The organism is Ancylobacter sp. GW821-FHT10E12, from assembly GCF_058809335.1.
Window position 1 is genome coordinate 116495 of sequence record NZ_JBXASN010000014.1, and the last position, 16603, is coordinate 133097.

Annotated in this window: 13 protein-coding genes; 3 read left to right on the top strand and 10 right to left on the bottom strand. The window is 64.2% G+C overall.

Translation table 11 applies throughout. The features are described from left to right. Positions 1 to 35: 35 nt before the first annotated feature. Genes AC1RU4_RS18970 through AC1RU4_RS18980 form a run of 3 tightly spaced genes read right to left on the bottom strand, consistent with a single transcriptional unit; the run spans position 36 to position 3551 of the window. Positions 36 to 1295: a KpsE/RkpR family capsule polysaccharide export protein gene (locus AC1RU4_RS18970; RefSeq protein ID WP_492892683.1), complete on the bottom strand. Its 1260-nt coding sequence runs from the start codon at positions 1293 to 1295 to the stop codon at positions 36 to 38. Further along, on the bottom strand, positions 1282 to 2199 hold the full coding sequence (locus AC1RU4_RS18975; RefSeq protein WP_492892684.1) for a class I SAM-dependent methyltransferase: 918 nt from the start codon (positions 2197 to 2199) through the stop codon (positions 1282 to 1284). The genes AC1RU4_RS18970 and AC1RU4_RS18975 overlap by 14 nt, the downstream gene beginning before the upstream one ends. Then, a complete protein-coding gene (locus tag AC1RU4_RS18980) occupies positions 2196 to 3551 on the bottom strand; it encodes a glycosyltransferase family 4 protein (RefSeq protein WP_492892685.1) in 1356 nt (451 codons plus the stop codon). The genes AC1RU4_RS18975 and AC1RU4_RS18980 overlap by 4 nt, the downstream gene beginning before the upstream one ends. Before the next feature lie 119 nt (positions 3552 to 3670). Here AC1RU4_RS18980 and AC1RU4_RS18985 point away from each other — a divergent pair, with 119 nt between their 5' ends. Then, complete coding sequence (locus AC1RU4_RS18985) at positions 3671 to 4609, top strand: NAD-dependent epimerase/dehydratase family protein (RefSeq protein WP_492892686.1); 939 nt, start codon at positions 3671 to 3673, stop codon at positions 4607 to 4609. Positions 4610 to 4628: 19 nt separating this feature from the next. Beyond that, positions 4629 to 5498, top strand: coding sequence for an ABC transporter permease (locus tag AC1RU4_RS18990; protein ID WP_492892687.1), 870 nt, complete (start codon positions 4629 to 4631; stop codon positions 5496 to 5498). Positions 5499 to 5507: 9 nt separating this feature from the next. Here AC1RU4_RS18990 and AC1RU4_RS18995 read toward each other — a convergent pair whose 3' ends face one another. The 3 genes from AC1RU4_RS18995 to AC1RU4_RS19005 form a co-directional block, all read right to left on the bottom strand. Continuing rightward, a complete protein-coding gene (locus AC1RU4_RS18995) occupies positions 5508 to 7118 on the bottom strand; it encodes a methyltransferase domain-containing protein (protein ID WP_492892688.1) in 1611 nt (536 codons plus the stop codon). Between the two features lie 179 nt (positions 7119 to 7297). Further along, entirely contained in the window at positions 7298 to 8188 is an 891-nt protein-coding gene (locus tag AC1RU4_RS19000) for a lysophospholipid acyltransferase family protein (RefSeq protein ID WP_492892689.1), read from the bottom strand. A gap of 1 nt (position 8189) precedes the next feature. Further along, positions 8190 to 9563 (bottom strand): cytochrome P450, encoded by a 1374-nt coding sequence (locus AC1RU4_RS19005; protein ID WP_492892690.1) that lies wholly within the window; start codon positions 9561 to 9563, stop codon positions 8190 to 8192. A 187-nt stretch (positions 9564 to 9750) separates the two neighbouring features. Here AC1RU4_RS19005 and AC1RU4_RS19010 point away from each other — a divergent pair, with 187 nt between their 5' ends. Then, positions 9751 to 11301 carry a glycosyltransferase family 4 protein gene (locus AC1RU4_RS19010; protein ID WP_492892691.1) on the top strand — a complete coding sequence of 517 codons (1551 nt, stop codon included), beginning with the start codon at positions 9751 to 9753 and terminating at the stop codon, positions 11299 to 11301. A 230-nt stretch (positions 11302 to 11531) separates the two neighbouring features. Here AC1RU4_RS19010 and AC1RU4_RS19015 read toward each other — a convergent pair whose 3' ends face one another. The 4 genes from AC1RU4_RS19015 to AC1RU4_RS19030 form a co-directional block, all read right to left on the bottom strand. After that, entirely contained in the window at positions 11532 to 12920 is a 1389-nt protein-coding gene (locus AC1RU4_RS19015; protein ID WP_492892692.1) for a KpsE/RkpR family capsule polysaccharide export protein, read from the bottom strand. After that, positions 12921 to 14102, bottom strand: coding sequence for a polysaccharide biosynthesis/export family protein (locus AC1RU4_RS19020; RefSeq protein WP_492892693.1), 1182 nt, complete (start codon positions 14100 to 14102; stop codon positions 12921 to 12923). A gap of 94 nt (positions 14103 to 14196) precedes the next feature. Then, the gene (locus AC1RU4_RS19025; protein ID WP_492892694.1) at positions 14197 to 15603 is read right to left on the bottom strand and encodes a glycosyltransferase family 4 protein; all 1407 of its coding nucleotides are present in this window, start codon (positions 15601 to 15603) and stop codon (positions 14197 to 14199) included. Positions 15604 to 15614: 11 nt separating this feature from the next. After that, entirely contained in the window at positions 15615 to 16589 is a 975-nt protein-coding gene (locus AC1RU4_RS19030; RefSeq protein ID WP_492892695.1) for a hypothetical protein, read from the bottom strand. Positions 16590 to 16603: the final 14 nt, after the last annotated feature.

Sequence of the window (16603 nt, forward strand, 5' to 3'; positions counted from 1 at the left end):
ATGCTCCGCTTCAGGTGGAATCGCGCCAAAGGTGTCTAGTAGCGACTTTCGCGGCTCAGCGTCATCGTGGTGATGACGGTCAGCCATGCCAGAAAGGCGAGCGAGCAGACGAGCAGCCATTGCTGGATGCGCCAGTCCTGCGTCGGCAGGCTCGGCAGCGACGGCGCGATGAACGTGTAGATGAAGTAGGAATGCTCGCGCAGGCGCAGCTCGGCGTTTTCCACCGCGAGCGAGGCGATCTGCACCCGCGTCAGGGCGAAGCGGCGATTGAGGTCGAGCTCCTCATAGGAGGCGAGCGCGTTGACGGCGGCTCGCATGTCGGCTTCGGTGCCGGTGATGCGGTCCCGGATCTGGCCGACCTCCGAGAGAATGGACTTCGAGCGCTGGCGCAGCGTGTTGGCCGCGGGCGAGTTGGCATTTTCCGCGGTCTTGAGCACCTGGAGTTCGCGCTCCATGAGGATGCGCTCGCCCTCGAAGCGGATCATCGAGTTCTGGGCCGATGCGGCGACCTGCTGGGGATCGACGGTGGCCAGGCGCCCGCGCATGTCGCTGATGAGCTGCAGTCTCGTCCCGTAATCCTCGTTCGCACGCACGAGCTCGGCACGGGCGCGTTCCACGGCGTCGAGGCGCCCCCGCTCTTCCATGTCGTTGAGGAGCACTTCGCTGCGCTTGATCATCAGTTCGACCGTGGCGCGCGCGTCTTCGGGGGTGAAGGCCCAGACCTTGAGGAAGACGGTGTTCGACCGGCGATCGACCGCGGCTATCGCGTGGCGGGTCCAGAACCGCCACGCTTCCTCCAGCGTCGGGTCGGGGGGCAGCCGCGACAGGTAGTCGACCGACGCCATGGAGAAGCGCGGGCGCAGCCAGCCCTGCTGCCGCAGTTCCTGCACGAAGGCGTGGCTCATCAGGAAATTGGCGATGACGAACGGATTCTGCGCGAGCGTGTCATCGGAAATATCTCCCATCGCCGATCCGGCCGCGCGGGCCAGCTGCGCCGCATCGGAAGCACCGGCGCCCGAAGCCGCCACATCGGTCGACACGTTTTCCTGAGCTACGCGAATGACGAACCGGGCTTCGGAAACATAAAGATCGGAGGATATGATGAATACGTAAATCCCATATGCAATGCAAATAAAAAGGGCCAGAATAAATGTCAAAACCGTCGTCAGATGTGTCTTTATGAACTTAAATGTTATTTCCCGCCAGCCCGAACTAATTTCTACTGCTGGCGCTTGTCCCTGTGGAATGGGGACTGGAGCAAATTTGCTTTTGACAATCTTCTTAGCTTGCTTCATTGCCGACCTTCAGTATGACAATATCTTGAAAGTCGTGAATCGCGCCCGATGCCACTTTGACGACCTCGAACCAGCGACTCCACACGCTTCGAATGTACCGTTCTGAAATAAAGGTTATCCCATAGGGATGTTCGTCGGTCGTCAAGTGTCCGGCCTGGACGACGAAGCTGTAGCCGGATCCATACTCGAAGACGCGTCGAGCCCGTTCGATATCCCATGTGGGAATGCTGAGCATATCGACGATCTTGGTCTCCGACAGCGCCCGCGACAGCGCCCTCTGGCCATGCACCGACAAAAACAGCAACCCACCCGGACGGACCAGACGCGACAGGTCCGCGAGATGGATCAGATGATCCGCTTCGCACAGGTGGCTGAACACAGAAATGCTGACGACTGTGTCAAAGCTTTGATCGTCGAGGGGAAGCGCCTCCGCCGGCTGGGTGTGATGGGCCTCGACATGGTGCAGGTTCTCGTTGATCCAGGCGATATGGCGCTCGTCGATGTCGACGCCGACATAGCGATGCCCGTAGCCGTGGAACATGCGGGCCAGGCGGCCGACGCCGACCCCGAAGTCGAGAATGTCGCCATATTCCGACGGAGGCCGCGGGCTGACGCCGGAGAGGGCGCGGACGAGGTCGATGCCGTGGCGGGCGAAATCCTGCTCGCTCACCAGGCCGCTCGTGTTGTGCATCAGCTTGGTGGGGGGGAACGGGGCGATGAGGTCGCGGAATCGCTCGGCGTCATTCGCGGCGTCGAGGTTGAACTGAAGCCATTCCTCCAGGTTGCCCTTGATTCCGAATGTTGGCGAGAGAGGCACGGGAGACCCGGTTGCTGCGGCCGCATGCGGGTCGAGTTTCTGAGCCCAAACCGCAGCTTTCAATCCCTGAAAGCTGAAACCCTTCATGCGATCTCCTCATAGATGCGCAAAAGATCGTCGACCATATGGCGCGTGGTCCTTTCGTAGCCGATCTGTTCGCTCATGGCACGGGCAAGGCCCCGGTCCTTGGAAAAATGCTCCATCGCCGCGGCCAGCGATTTAGCGCTTCCCCTGGCAAAATACATCCCAAACTCGAAGGGCGGCACGAACTCGGTCATGCCGGCGACATCGGCGATGATGACGGGCGTGTGGGTCGCGAGCGCCTGGAGCAGGATCAGCGGGCTGTTCTCGTACCAGAGCGAGGGAATGACCAGCACGTCGATCTCGGCCATGCGCTCCGCCATCTGCTCCACCGGGAAGGTCCCGCGGAAATCGACGGGCAGGTAGGCCGCGTGCCGGCGGAGCTCCCGCGAATAGGCCGCGTCCGTCTGCTCGCTTCCCCAGATGCTGAGCCGGGCATTGTCGGATGAAACGTTCCTGAACGCCTCGACGAGGAGGTGGACGCCCTTGTGCCGCGCGAGCTGTCCGATGAAGCCGAAATGAACGCCTTCCGTCCTGGCCGGCTTGGGGGCCCGGTCGATGTCGATGCCGAACCGGCTGATGTCGAGGCGGCCCTCGAAGCCGTTTCGGCGATAGGCATCGTGGAGAAACTGCGTCGGGGCGACCGCGGCGTCGAATTTGCCGTAGGCCTCGGCCAGGACGGCGGGGCGTTCGACGATCGCTTCGACATCGTCGCGCCAGGCGGGCTTGAGGGCGGGCAGGGCAAACCGCGCGGCCCGTGCCGCGAAGGGGCGCAGCGCGGGATGGCCGGCGAGGCGGGTCCAGCGGTCGCCGCCTTGCCCGCCGACTTCCTTGAGAAAGCAGTTCAGGCAATTGGTCCGGTTCTTGTCGGGCCCGAAGCAAAGGGACTCGTCATGGGCCTGCAATTTGTTGTTGAAGCAAATGCCATAAAAATCCGTGAAGGTGCCGACAGTTGGAATTCCGAGGCTATCTAGGACTTCCAGAAGTGCCGTGGTATGATTTATCAAATGGCAGATATGGACCACATCCGGTTTTTCGCGCCGCAGAATGCGTTCCAATACGGTACGTAGTTCCGGCATATAATAGGTATCGCGCACCGCGCGGTTGGGAATGAGATTGCGATCGAAACGGAGGACACCCGTGCCCTCCCATTCATATTCCTCGATGAAGGCAGATTGCTCCGATTCTCCAACGAATGTAGCAGTAATAATTTTGACAGTGTGGCCAAGGTCTCGCAGGTTTTTGGCTACCACCCTCGTGTAGCTTTCGGTGCCATAAAAATGGTTCGGAAAGTAGCAGTGAACGAAAAGGACAATTTTCATCGTGCCGGCCTGGGTCGCTTTGTCCGGGATTTGCATGTATCTTGCACTGCACACATTCTTCTGTACGAATTGGGTTTCCGCAACAGGATGGGCGATGAGGTCATTATGATGCGGGCGAGGCGGGCTTTAATCTTGAACATCAGCTCAGTTGGCACATGACGGTTTTGGTCATTGGAGCGAGAGGATTCCTGGGCACCGCCCTCTGCCGCGAACTCGTGCGGCAGGGGGTGTCGCTGCAGGGTACCGTTTTCAGGGGCCATTCCAACCTGACCGACGGGCCTTTCCCGATCCACCGCGTGGACCTCGCCAAGACCTCCCATAAAGCGTTCTGCCGCATGCTCGAGAAGGTCGACACCATCTACCACCTGGCCTGGTCGACCATACCGCAGACGGCGACCGCCGATCCTCTTGCCGACCTGCGCAACAATGTCGTCGGGTTCGTCCGCCTTCTGGAGGCGGTTCGCACGCGCCCGGATATCCGCCTCGTCTTCGCCTCGTCCGGCGGTGCGGTCTACGGGCCGGCGCGCTATCTGCCGATCGACGAGGACCACCCCACCAGCCCGGTCAGCGCCTACGGCGCCTCGAAGCTTGCCGCGGAAAACTATTTGGCCTTCTACGCCGCCCAGTATGAGGTGAACAGCGTCAGCCTCCGGATCAGCAATGCCTATGGCAGCGGCCAGAACATCGCCAAGGGGCTCGGGGCCGTGACCGCCTTCACCTATGCGGCGATCGAGGAACGCCCGATCACGATCTATGGCGACGGGTCGATCCTGCGCGACTATGTCTGGGTCGATGATGTGGTCAAGGCCCTGATCGCGGCGGGAAAGCGCCGGGATGTGACGGGGGCGGTGAATGTCGGGTCCGGCGTGGGCTCGACCCTCCTCGCCATAATCGACGAACTGGAGCGGCATCTCGGCGTGCGCCCGAACGTCATCATGCGCGACGCGCGGCGCTTCGACGTGCACGCCTCCCAGCTCGATATCCGCAAGGCGGCCAACGTGCTGGATTGGAAGCCGGACGTCGATCTGCGATCCGGCGTCGCCTTCCTCTCCAACCATTTCCAGAGCCTATTGCCGCTGCGCGCGGCGCAGTGAGCCCCATCGAACCATTATGATGAACAACGCCGAATCTCTGCCGAGCCCGGGCTCGGCCATGGCCGATGCCGATACGCGGCGCGCCCTCGCGGAACTCGGCAATGGCGGTCCCAGCGTCTGGTCGATGGCGCAGATCCATTTCCGGGTCGTCCGCGCGGTGTTTCTGCGAGACATCAAAACGCGCGTCGCCGGCACCCGTTTCGGCTTCGTGCTGTCGCTCTTCATGCCGCTGAGCCACATCGCCATAACGCTCACCGTGTACTACCTGTTCGGGCGGCGCGGACCGATCGGGACGGACACGACGATCTTCCTCGCCACCGGCGTGCTGCCCTTCGTGGTGTGGCTCTACGGCTTTCGCCAGATCATGAACGCGCCCCTGCAGAACAAGAGGCTGACCGCCTTTCCCGGCGTGACGCTGCTCGACCTGCTGATCGCACGCTCGCTCGTAGACCTGATCAGCTCGGCGCTTATTTGTGTCTTTACGTTATTTGCGCTGGCACTTCTGGGTTTCCAGGTCGTTATTTTTGACGTTCCCCTCTTTGCTTTTGTGTTGTTCCAAAGCTATCTGTTGGGAGTGTGCTTCGGTTTTCTGTATGCTGTTCTCGGTCTTTTGTCGACTGTGGCGGTGATATTCGGCAACCTTCTGTCGCCGGTGTTCTGGATTACCTCTGGCGTGCTTTTTATTCCTTCCATGCTGCCGCAGGAGATCGCCGACTGGATCTGGTATCTGCCGGCCACCCAGCTCGTCGACAAGGCCCGTACCGCCTATTACGGCTACTACATCAGCGATTTCTACAGCGGCGCCTATGTCTCCGGGTTCATGCTGGTGTTCGTCAGCATCAGCGTCATTCTCATGCACCTCCTGAAGACGCGGCTCAGCGAAAACTGACCGGCGGCATCAGAGCTGCTTCAGCAGCGTGATGCTGAACCATTCCTCGGTGCGGCTGGTCTTCATTTGCGCGACGCCTGTCAGCGCCTTGCTGGCAAGGCGCGAGCCTTGGCCGTTCCAAATGGCGAGGTCGTCGTCCACCGGCATGAAGTTCCACTGGTGGAGGCCCTCATAATGCTGCTTCAGCCCCTCGTTGATTGAGCCCTCGATATAGACGGCCCCTCCCGGGGCGCAGACCTCGATCATCTGCTGCATGGCGATCAGGGGATCGTAGGCGTGATCGAGCGCGTTGCGCGAATGCACGATATCGAAGCGCCCGGTGCCGAACTGTTCCACCAGCCGCTCGCCCTCGCCCTTTATCGAAGCGATCGCCGGCTCGATCTCGTGGCGGGCCAGCATCTCGTTGTAGGTATCGGCCAACGGGTCGATGGCGACGATGTTCAGGCGGGTTCCATAGAGAAATGGCCCGATGGTGGTGTGCGGCCCGGAGCCGACATCGAGGACCCTGGCTTTGACGACGTCCAGCCGATCCAGCAGCTTGACGACGGGTCCCGGCACCGGATTGAGCCCGGCGGCCCGGTCGCGGAAAGCCTGCACGGTTTCCTGCTTGTCGTAGGAGCCCGATATGACCGCGTTCCAGTAGGCGATTTCGGTCGGCAGCAGCTGGCTCCACTGCTCGCGCGTGATCTGTTTTTTCGTCGATGCGACGGGCCGTGCCGGAATGCCCGGCGGCGATGTCGCCGGCGCGGCCATTGCCGGTGTTGCGAACCAGCCCGACATTGTTTCGAGGCAGCGGGACCATTCGGCGTGCTCGCTCGCCCTTCTGGGCCGCTCGTCCACGTAATAGTCGACGACAAAATGGTCGGCGCGCTCTGCCGGCGCCCTGGTGAGCTGGGTCTTGATGTTGGTGATGAAGGCGGCAAAGGACTTGGAGCGGCGCTGTTCGTCCAGCGTGTTCTCCAGGCAATAGATCCGCGGCGGGACGGCGGCGTTCTTCAGCGCCTCATTCGCCGAGAACCGCTCGGGGAACTCCCTGGTGAAGTCCTCGACCGGCATGCCGCCATAGCCATGCGCGAGAATGGCGTTCAGGCCGTTGCGCTGTCCCCCCAAGACGTCGGTGTCGGGATTGTTGATCAAGCAGCTGGCGCCGGGAATCTGGCACGCCAGCAGCAGCGAGGCGAAGCCGCCGGCCGCAAATCCCACGAACACGACGTTCTCATTGACGATCGCCAACTGGTCGCGCAGATGCTCGACGACCCGCGCAATGGTCTGTATCGGCCAGTGATCGGTCGATCCCAAGCCCCATCCGGCCCGTACCGACTCGTCGAGAGCCGCGGTCGGGTCCTGCCAGACCAGCGTGTTGTAAGGCAGTTCCCTGGCCCAGTTTCCGCGCAGGAAGCTGCGCCTTCCGTCCTCTCCCCGGTCATTGCCATGGGGGCAGATCACGACAAGCGGCCGGCCCTTTCCCTTCGGCGAAAACAGGAAGCCATAGGGAAGGGGTTGCGACGTGACATTGTAGATGCGGCGCTTGTCGAGATCGAAGTCAAAGTTGAAGTCCGAGTAGGTGATTGCCCCGGAATGAACTTCTTTGACAGGCTGACCGGTGGTTGTGTTCGACATAGGTCTCTTGAAAGAAACAATATTACAATGCCGACCGAAGCGGATCGGATAGCTACCGCGCGTAGTCCTACGATTTGAAAACTATATAATAAAAACGATTCAGTCTATCGGCGCGCCGCGTTCTCCCTTCGCCGCCTTGCCGGCTCCTGCGCATCCATTTTTCGACCCGGTGCCGATGCTCAGAAACGGTCGTCGAGAAAATACCACTGATCGGCGTAGGTGCGTATGATCGGCTCGATCTGCTCGTTCAGATACGCGACGTCGGCCAGGATGTCCGCACGAGGGCCCACGACGTCCGCGAGGCTCAGCGGGTCGCTCACATGCAGTGCGAAGCGGCTCTTGTGCAGCCGGACGCAGTGGCCGACATAGACATCGGCCCCGGTATTGCGGGCGAAGCGCGAAATCAGCGCCAGGTTTCCGTTGGCATGCGGCGGCCGCCCGAACAGCGGCGCCATGCTCTCGCCGCCACGCGCATCGTCGCCGAAAAGCGCGAAGGACCGGCCGTCCTTGAGCAGCCGCAGGGCTTCGCGCACGCCGCGCGGCCCCGGATCCAGCAGGGAAACGCCGAGTTCCGCCCGCACCGCCTGCACGATGGCATTGTGGACCGCAGGTTCGGGCGGCAGGTAGAAGCTGCTGGTCGGCAGGCCGAGATGCGAGAGGGCGGCCGAGAACACCTCCCAATTGCCGGTATGCAGCATGATGACGACGGTGGGGCGGCCCGGGGTCCAGATTCGGCGGAATCGCTGCTCGTCGAAGCTCACCCGTCCCTCGCCGACGAGGCGGTGCAGCACCGAGAATTCGGCGTAGACGCGGCCGACATTGTCGAGGAAGCGATAGATGCCGGCTTCGATCTCGTCCTCCGACCACTGGGGCCGAAGCTGCCGCAGGCTGTGCCGGGCGCCGGTGATGATGTGCGGCAGATTGCGGCGGACATTGCGGCGCACCAGCAGGCTGCCAATATCCGAAGCGATGTCGATCGGCGCATGCCGGAGCAGGCGATAGAGGCTGAAATGCCAATAGTCCTCGAGCCGCTCGCGAAAACCCTCGCGCAGGATGCTGTTCGCCTCCATCTCAGTGCCGCTTCTCCACCGTGACCTCCAGCCCACGCTCCGGCCGGAGGGTAAGCCGGCACACCGGAACGACGGGAGCGCCGGTCGGACGCACCACGAAGCGCTGGGCCAGCATTGCCAGGCACAGCACGGCTTCGGTCAGGCCGAAGCTCGCCCCGGCGCAAACGCGCGGGCCGACCGAGAACGGGATGTAGCTGAAAGCGGCCGGGCGCCCAGCGAGGAAGCGCTCGGGCTTGAACAGGTCGGGGTCGTCCCAAAGGTCCCTGGCGCGATGCAGCAGCCAGGGGATCACCAGCACCATCGCCTGCGGCTCCACCTCGATGTCGCCGATCTTAGCCGCCCGCACGGCCTGTCGTGAATAGATCGGGATCGGGGGATAGAGTCGCAGCGTCTCGTCGATCACCGCCCGGCACCAGGCAAGCTTCGGCACGTCGGCAAAGCCGATCGGGCGCCCGCTGGCGACGCGGTCGATCTCCTCGTGCAGCTTCGCCTCCACCCAGGGGGCGTGGGCGAGCAGGTACCAGGCCCAGGTGAGCGTGGTCGCCGTGGTCTCGTGGCCGGCGAGGAACAGCGTGGCCGCTTCGTCGTGCAGGGCCTGTGCGCCCAGCCGGCGCTGCTGGTCGTCTCCCTTGTGGCTGACCAGACGGGAAAGCAGGGAATCGTCGTGCGTCCCGGAGGCAAGATGATCCTCGACCACCTGCTCGATGGCGCGATGCAGGCCGGCGACCGCCTTGCGCACGCGCCGGCCCTGCCAGATGGGAAAACCTTCGTCGAAGCCGAGGAAATAACCGATATTGAAGGAATCGACGCTCTCCTGGAAGCAGGTGAAGCCATCGATCACCGCCTGCGCCGCGCCGGCGCGCAACTGCGTGCCGAACACCGAGCGGGTGATGATCTCGGCCGTCAGCGCCGCCATATCGGCCTGCGCGTCGCGCCGCGCTCCCGCCGGCAGCGATGCCCAGCGCTCGGCAAACTCGGACGTCACCGTTTCCATGGCGGCGGCGAAGGTGCCGAGCCTGCTCTTGTGGACGGCGTCGGCGACCAGGGGGCGGCGCTCCGCCCAGAGCGCGCCGTCGCTGATGAACAGGCCCTTGCCGATGACGCCTTCGAGCGCCCGGCGCACCGGCGGCCCCTTGCGCTCGAAAGTGGCGTTCTCGGTCACCAGCACCTGGCGAATCGCGTCCGGCCGGTTGGCCACCACGACCTGCCGTCGCAGAATGCGAAACACGTCGCAGCCGCTCCTGTAGGACTTCTCCATCCAGTTCGACAGCAGGCTGTCGCGCGCGCCCAGCACCATCTCGGCAAGGCTGGCCCGCCGCGAACGCGGCTCCGGGTGCACCGGCTCGAAGAAATCGACGCCCGCGCGCTCGATCATTCGGGGTCGTTCGTAGCCCCATCCACCCATAGGCCCAACATCCTCGCCAATCGTGCCCATCGTCGCATGGCTGCGGCGGCGAGCCCTATGCAGGACCGCGTCGGGCACTCAGGTACCACCCGCTATTCCCGCCTTCCTCTCAAAGAATCGTTGTGCAATCTTGCACACATATCTAAGGCGATTGAGTATGGAATTCAGGATGATCCACGGCCAGCCTCCTCGGGAGCAGGATGTCTCCGGCCGCTGGGAAGAGATCAATGACCGCCTGGACCGGGTCGAGGCTCGGCAGCAGGCAATCCTCGAAGAAGCCAGGGAAATACGCGAGCACCTGCTCGTGCTCGGCGGCGTGCTCGAACAGGTGCGGGACCGGCCGCGCTTTTTCGATTTCTCGCGCCCGCCCTCGTCCGGCCTGGGCCTGCTGGTCTATCGCTTCATCGAGCTGGTGCGCTCCCCTCGGGAGGCGTTGGCGTTCCTGGCCGGCCTTGAGCGGCATGCGCGGGAAATCAGCCGCCGCAGCCGCCGCGCCGTGCCGGCGGTGCCGTGGGAGCTGCATCTCGCGCCGACGCTCTATGCGAGGCGCCTCGCGACGACCCTGAAGACGTTGCTGTTCGGTTCGGCGGCTCCGCATTACCGCATCGTCCATCGCGGCTCGCGACGACCGGCGGGTCGGCGGCGCAAGGTGCTGCACATCATCCCGAACCTCAATATCGGCGGCTCGACGCAGCTGGTGATCGATCTCATCGAGTATCTGGGGCTCGAGACCGAGATGCAGATACTGACGGCGAAATTGCCGGCGGGCGGGGCGCCGGTCGGGTCGACCGTCCATCTGGTTCCGTTGGGCAGTCGCGCGGCCGCCTTCGCCCATGTGCTCGATTCCTTCGGTCCCGATCTCGTCCATGTGCAATATTGGGGCGGGTCCGACGACCCCTGGTATATGGAGGCTTTCGCCGCCTTGAGCGGCCGGAATGTGCCGACGATCGAGAACGTCAACACGCCCGTGCCGCCGATGCGCCATCCGGCGGTCGATGCCTATGTGTTCGTGTCGAACTATGTGCGCACGCATTTCGCCCGGGATATCGACCCCGCCGTCGCGCATGTCATCTATCCGGGAATCGACAGGGGAGTTTTCCAGCCTGCCGAACGTCGCGCCGCGGCGGCGGCCGACGTCGCCGATACCGTCGTCATGGTGTATCGGCTGGAGCGCGACAAGCTCGACGACGCTTCCATCGAGGTGCTGATCGACATCGCCCGGCGGCGTCCGGCGACGCGCTTTCTCATCGTTGGCGACGGTCCGCTGCTCGACATGTTCATCGGGCGCACCATCGAAACCGGCGTCCGTTCGAGTTTCGAATTCACCGGCAGTGTGCCGTTCCACGACTTGCCGGCGCTCTATGCACGGGCCGGCACCTTCATTGCGCCGGTGGTGCGCGAGAGCTTTGGCCAGGTCGTCCCCTTCGCGATGAGCATGGGGCTTGCGGTATGCGGCAACGACATCGGCGCCCTGTCGGAGATTCTGGAAAGCGGCGAGACGCTGGGACACGATCCGGCGGACACGGCTGCGAAGGCGATCGCCCTGCTGGACGATGCGCCGCGCCGCATGGCGCTCGGCGAACGCAACCGCGCCCGCAGCGCGGCCTTCGACGTGGAGGAGATGGTGGATCGCTACGCCGTCCTTTACGCCGGATTCATTCCGACGCTCGACATGCCGGGTTTCCCCCCCGCCGAGGTCTTCCGCTGATACCCCGGACGCCGTTTCCGTGACATGGGCGCCCGCCGTCTCCCCGCCGGCGACTGGCGCGAGCCTGGCGGTGGCTGTCGCTACCGCACGGCCATGCGCCCGGTTCGGCAGGGCAGGGAGCCGGCCGAACCGCTTCATTGGGCGAACCGCTTAGGTGGCAGAGTTGCGTGAAGCGTGACCGGCATTGCCCGGGCGGCCGACGGGTAGCGAAGGCCGTCGGCAGGGGCCCGTCAACTATGCGCGTGCAGATTCTTGACGTAAGTCGCGCCGAGGGACCAGAACGCGAAAAAGATCAGGAGCACGATGAGCGTATCCGTGAAAACCCGCGGAAACGCGGCAAGGTGAGGGATGGAGGGCGGCTCGAAGACCATCAGAAAAGCCTGCTGGCGCAAGCTGTCCGCGAGCGCGATCGACTGCATGGCTTCGGCGCGCGAGACCCGGCCGATGATGAGTCCGCGACGGGTTTCGAGGCCTTCCTGCGACACCAGCGACTGAGGCACGGCGTCGCGCGCCACGACGCGTTGACTGCCGTCGATCTGCGCTTCGAGTTTGGTGATCTCGTCATTCAGTGAATCGAGCCTGTTGGACAATGTCCGTGTCGGCGAGGCATCGTTCCCCATCGACGCGCGCGCATTGGTCAACTCGGCCCGCAGCGTCACGCGCTGGTCGCGCAGCAGCGCGGTAAGCCCTTCGAGCGCCAGCGCCGAATAACTGGCGTCGATCGTCCCCTGCTGGTCTCGAAAGCGCTCGAATTCCTTCAGCAGCGCGGCAAGGTCCGCCCGCGCCAGCTCGACCTCTTTCGTCGCCTGCGCAAGGCGATCCTGCCGCGGGCGGGCGGTCAGCTCATCCACCAGGATCCGGCACTCGTCGAGAATGGCCTCGGCCAAGGACATCGCGTCTTGGGGAGTATAGGCCTGTACATCCAGCGTCACCACGCCCGAGATTCCGTCCATCGACATATGAACCATCTGGTTCCATGTCGTCAGAAGCTTGCCGAAGGCTCGATCCTGCTGTGGCCTTGCCTCGGGGTCGCTGCGCGGGATGCGGAATATCTCGTAGAGATCCTTCCTCTCCAGCATGCCCTCGACCATGGCGCGGCTTGATACATGGTCGACAAGGATGTGCGATTCCTGGTTGTTGGTGATGTTGGAGAGTTTCGAGGTGTCCCCGCCCATGCGGGTAGAATCCGTCTTCAGCATTTCGACGGTGCCGCGCACCACGAATTTGGATTGCACGGCGAAGCGCGGCGTGGCGATCCACGCAAAATAGACGATCGCGATCAGGCCCGGGATAACGACCGCGAGAATGAAGCTGAGAAGATGCATACGCCGCGAGCGTCGTTCGCGGGCGTCGAAGAATTTCGCGATCTCGGCTTCGGCAGCCTGCCTCTGGCTGGCGTCCGTTGCGGGCGTTGCCGCATCCCCTGCCGGGGAGGAAGGCTCGGGCTTCTTGGTGGGCAAAGGCGGAGACTGGCCGGGGATATCCGGCCCGACCAACGGGGGCGACTCGAGCGAAACAGGGCGTCCAGCTTCAGCCTCAGCCAATGTCGCGGGGCGATTGGCCGTCTTCGCCTTTTGCTGGCGCCGCTCCGGCGCGTCGATGTCGCCCGCCTTCTCCAATCAGAACCCATCCGCGATATTGGTCGCCTGCGATACCGGCGAAGCTACGGTACTGAAAATCGACAAAACCTTGTTCAAATCCGAAATAGGCGCATTGGCGATGAAAATCGCGTCCTTGTTGCGGATGCGGAAATCCCGCGCCAGCAGGAACGCATCCGGGTGACGCATATTGAGCTTGTAGACGACGCGAACATAGTGGCCCGGACCCGTGCGATCATAGTTCGGATCGAGCTGACGCGCCACTTTTTCAGATTCCAGGCGCATCAGGTAGACGCCTTCGGGGTCGGCCCGCGAGTCGATGAGGCCGCCGGCCCTGGCGATCGCCTCGCTAAGCATGGTCCCGCCCGGATCGAGCGGCACCTGGGCATTTCGCGCCGCCGCGCCGAAAACCGTGTAGGTCTGCGGATTGCTGATCAGGCTGATCGTATCGTCGGGCAGCACATAGATATTCTCGGCGGGCCGCCCGATGACGGTCTGAAGCGGCACGGAGGCATTGGTGCCGTCGCGGTCGATCACCACGAATGTCTGGTGGACCGGGGTCTTGTTGCCGCCGGCCATCGCCACGACATCGAGAAGTCGTTCGCCGCGCGGCGACAGCGGGATGCGGCCGGGCGCGTTGACCTCTCCGATGACCGTCACCGCATTGTTGACGCTGCGCGAGACGACGACCAGCGCCTGAGGCTCGATGGCCTTGCCGGTCAGCCGGGTGACGATCGCCTGCTCGACCTCGTCGGCCGTGCTGCCCGCCACTTTGATGCGGCCGGCGAAAGGCACGGAGATTTCGCCGTTCTTCGCCACCTGCTGTTCGGGGATGGCGGCGGATTGCGAGCCGGTGCCGAGCCCGTCGGCCGCGGGCCGCGAGAACAGGCCGCCAGCTGCGCCTTCCCACACCGTTACCGAGAGCGAGTCGCCGACCCCGATGACGTATTTGGCAGGCCGGCGCCGGTTGCTGAAGCTGCCCTCCAGTGTCGGGGGGGCATAGCTCGAAAGGGTCGACACGACATGGCTATCGACATCGACCAGCATGAAATCGGCGATGCCGTCGATTTGCGAATTGGCCGCGTCTTGGATCTGCTGACGGTTGGGACCTGCGCTTGGAATCATGCTGCAGGCGGACAGAATGATCGCTGAGCAAAGCGTAGAAATGACGCCTACGCGATGCGAGCTTTTCCAGACAATCATACGACCTTCCCCATACACGTGGGCTTTATAACGGCTCAACCCTGCCGAAGCGAGGCGATGAAGTCGGTGCCCATCCAATTTGGTTATTGAGACGTTATCTGTGTCGTCCTCGCAACAGGGAGCCCGACGCCTCGACACTGCTGGAGCGGGGGGAGGGGTCGGCGGCGCAAGATCGATATATTTCAAGCACGTCCCGTGCCATTTCCAGCGACGTGCGCGAATAGTCGATGCCGTGGCTGAGGCGCGCCGCAAGCCCGCGATCGTCGATGAAGGGGCGCAGCGCCTCGCCGAGCCCGTCGACGTCGCCGGGGGGGAAGGTGAAGCCATTCCGGCCCGGCTCGATGAAGTCGCGCATGCCCGGCACGTCCGAAACGATGACGGGCGTATGGGTGGCAAGCGCCTGGAGCAGCGTGAGCGGGCTGTTCTCGTGCCAGATCGACGGAATCACCAGGACGTCGATGCCGGCCATGATCTCGGCCATGTCGGCCGGCTCGAACGATCCGGCAAAGCGCACGCGCATGTCGGTGGCCATCGATCGGACCGTGCCGGCATAGGCCGGGTGCTGGTCGAGCGATCCCCACACGTCGACCTGGGCGTCGACCGGCCGCCCGTCCCGCGCCAGCCCGCCGACGGCCTCGATCAGCACATGCAGCCCCTTGTGCGGCGCGATCTGGCCGATATAGCCGATGCGCAGCGGGCCGGGCGGGGCGGGAGGCTTCGGCGAGCGGTCGATATCGACGCCGAAGCGGGACACCGTCATCGGCACGGTGATGCCGTTGTCGCGATAGCGCTCGGCGGTGAAGGTCGTCGGCACGATGGCGACGCGATAGGCGTTCATCGCCTCCTTGAGCACGTCGGGGCGGTCGCGCAGCGCCCGTATGTCCTCACGCACGCCGCGCGGCAGGATCGGCTGGTACATGAGGGCGCCGAGGGCCACGATCTCGGTCATCGGCGCATGGCCGAGCAGCTTCCACCAGCTGCCCGGCGGGGCCGTGCGCTGCTTTTCGTGAACGCCGCAGACAAGGCAGCCGAAGCGTGTGCGCGACGGGCCGGCGCAGGCGGCGCCCGAGGGCGTGCTCAGCAGGCCCGTGTGGCAGAAGCCGTGGAAGTCGGTGAAGGTGGCGACGAGCGGGATGCCGAGCTGCCGCGCCGCCTCGTGTACCGCGGTCGTGTGGTAGAGAAAATGGCAGATATGCACGACATCCGGCCGCAGCTCTTCGAGCAGCGCCCGATAGAGCGGGACCCGCGAGGGGTCTTCGAATGTCGCGCGCGTATCGGTCTGGAGCGCGGGAACGCGGATGACCGGCACGCCGTCCCATTCCTCGCGAACGATCTCCGCCGCGCCGTGCCTGCGCGCCGCGATGACGGTCGGGCGATGACCGAGCAGCTTCAGGGCGCGGCTGAGTTCGAGCGTGTAGATTTCCGTGCCGTAGCTCTGGTCGGGCATGAAGGCATGCACGAACAGTGCAATGGACAGGCCGGATTCAGGGGAAGCTGCCATCCGCCCGAACCTCAAAATGCCAGCGGCGCGGCGCGCCGGCCCCAGGCGACGACCGCCGAGCGCAGCGATGCGGCGTTGGCGGCAATGGCGTGCGGATCGTCGAGCAGGTTGAGCAGCGCCCCCTCCCAGGCCGCGGCGTCATCCGGCAGCAGCGGCGCGCTTCCTTCCAGGCTCGCCGAGGCGGGGCCGGCGCCGAACAGGCCGGCGGCGCCGAGCCGGACCGCGTCGATGGCCTTGGTCGGCGCACGGGAGCGGTTCACGACCGTGTCGCGCAGCGGCGAAATCAGCACGCCGCCGCCGCCGGTGGTGCGCGCGCGATAATTCGGCCAGTCCATTTCCCGGACGAAGCGCACCCGGTCCGAAAAAGACCAGAGCGCCTCGGCCGCCGGCGGGCCGATCACCTCCGCCCGGGTCTGCGGCCGCTTCGCCACCACGCGGCGCATGATGTCGGCCGCGAGGTCGTGGTCGGCGAGATGGCTCAGCTGCGCATGGTAGCGCACCAGGTCGGACGGCGGCGAAGGCGGGGCGGACAGGTCCATTTCGCCCGGCACGGGTTCGAGCACCGCTGGCCGATGGGCGGAGAACCGGCGGGCAAGGGTCGGCGTGGAAACCCAGAGGCGGAAGGATCTCGATTTCAGCAGGCGAAGCGGCAGCAATCCCTGCAGCGCCACCAGCCCGCGATAGGCGAGCGGCAATCGGCCGTCGCGCAGCATGCCGAGGTAGTCGTCGTCGATGAACACGGCAATGCCGGTCAGGTTGCGTGCACGGCGCAGCGCCCACAGCCATCGCCATGGCAGATAGCGGCAAACGATCACCATGGCGCCGTCCAGCACGACGTCGCCCGTATCGCGCGTCCTCGTGTCGATCATCTCGACGGCGACATTCATGGCCGCGAGCCGGGGCATCAGGAAGTAGTCGCAGCTCGGGTTCGCGCCGCGCAGCAGCAAAAGCACGCGCTGCGGCGGCGAGGAGCCTGTTTCAACCATACGCTACGCCTCTA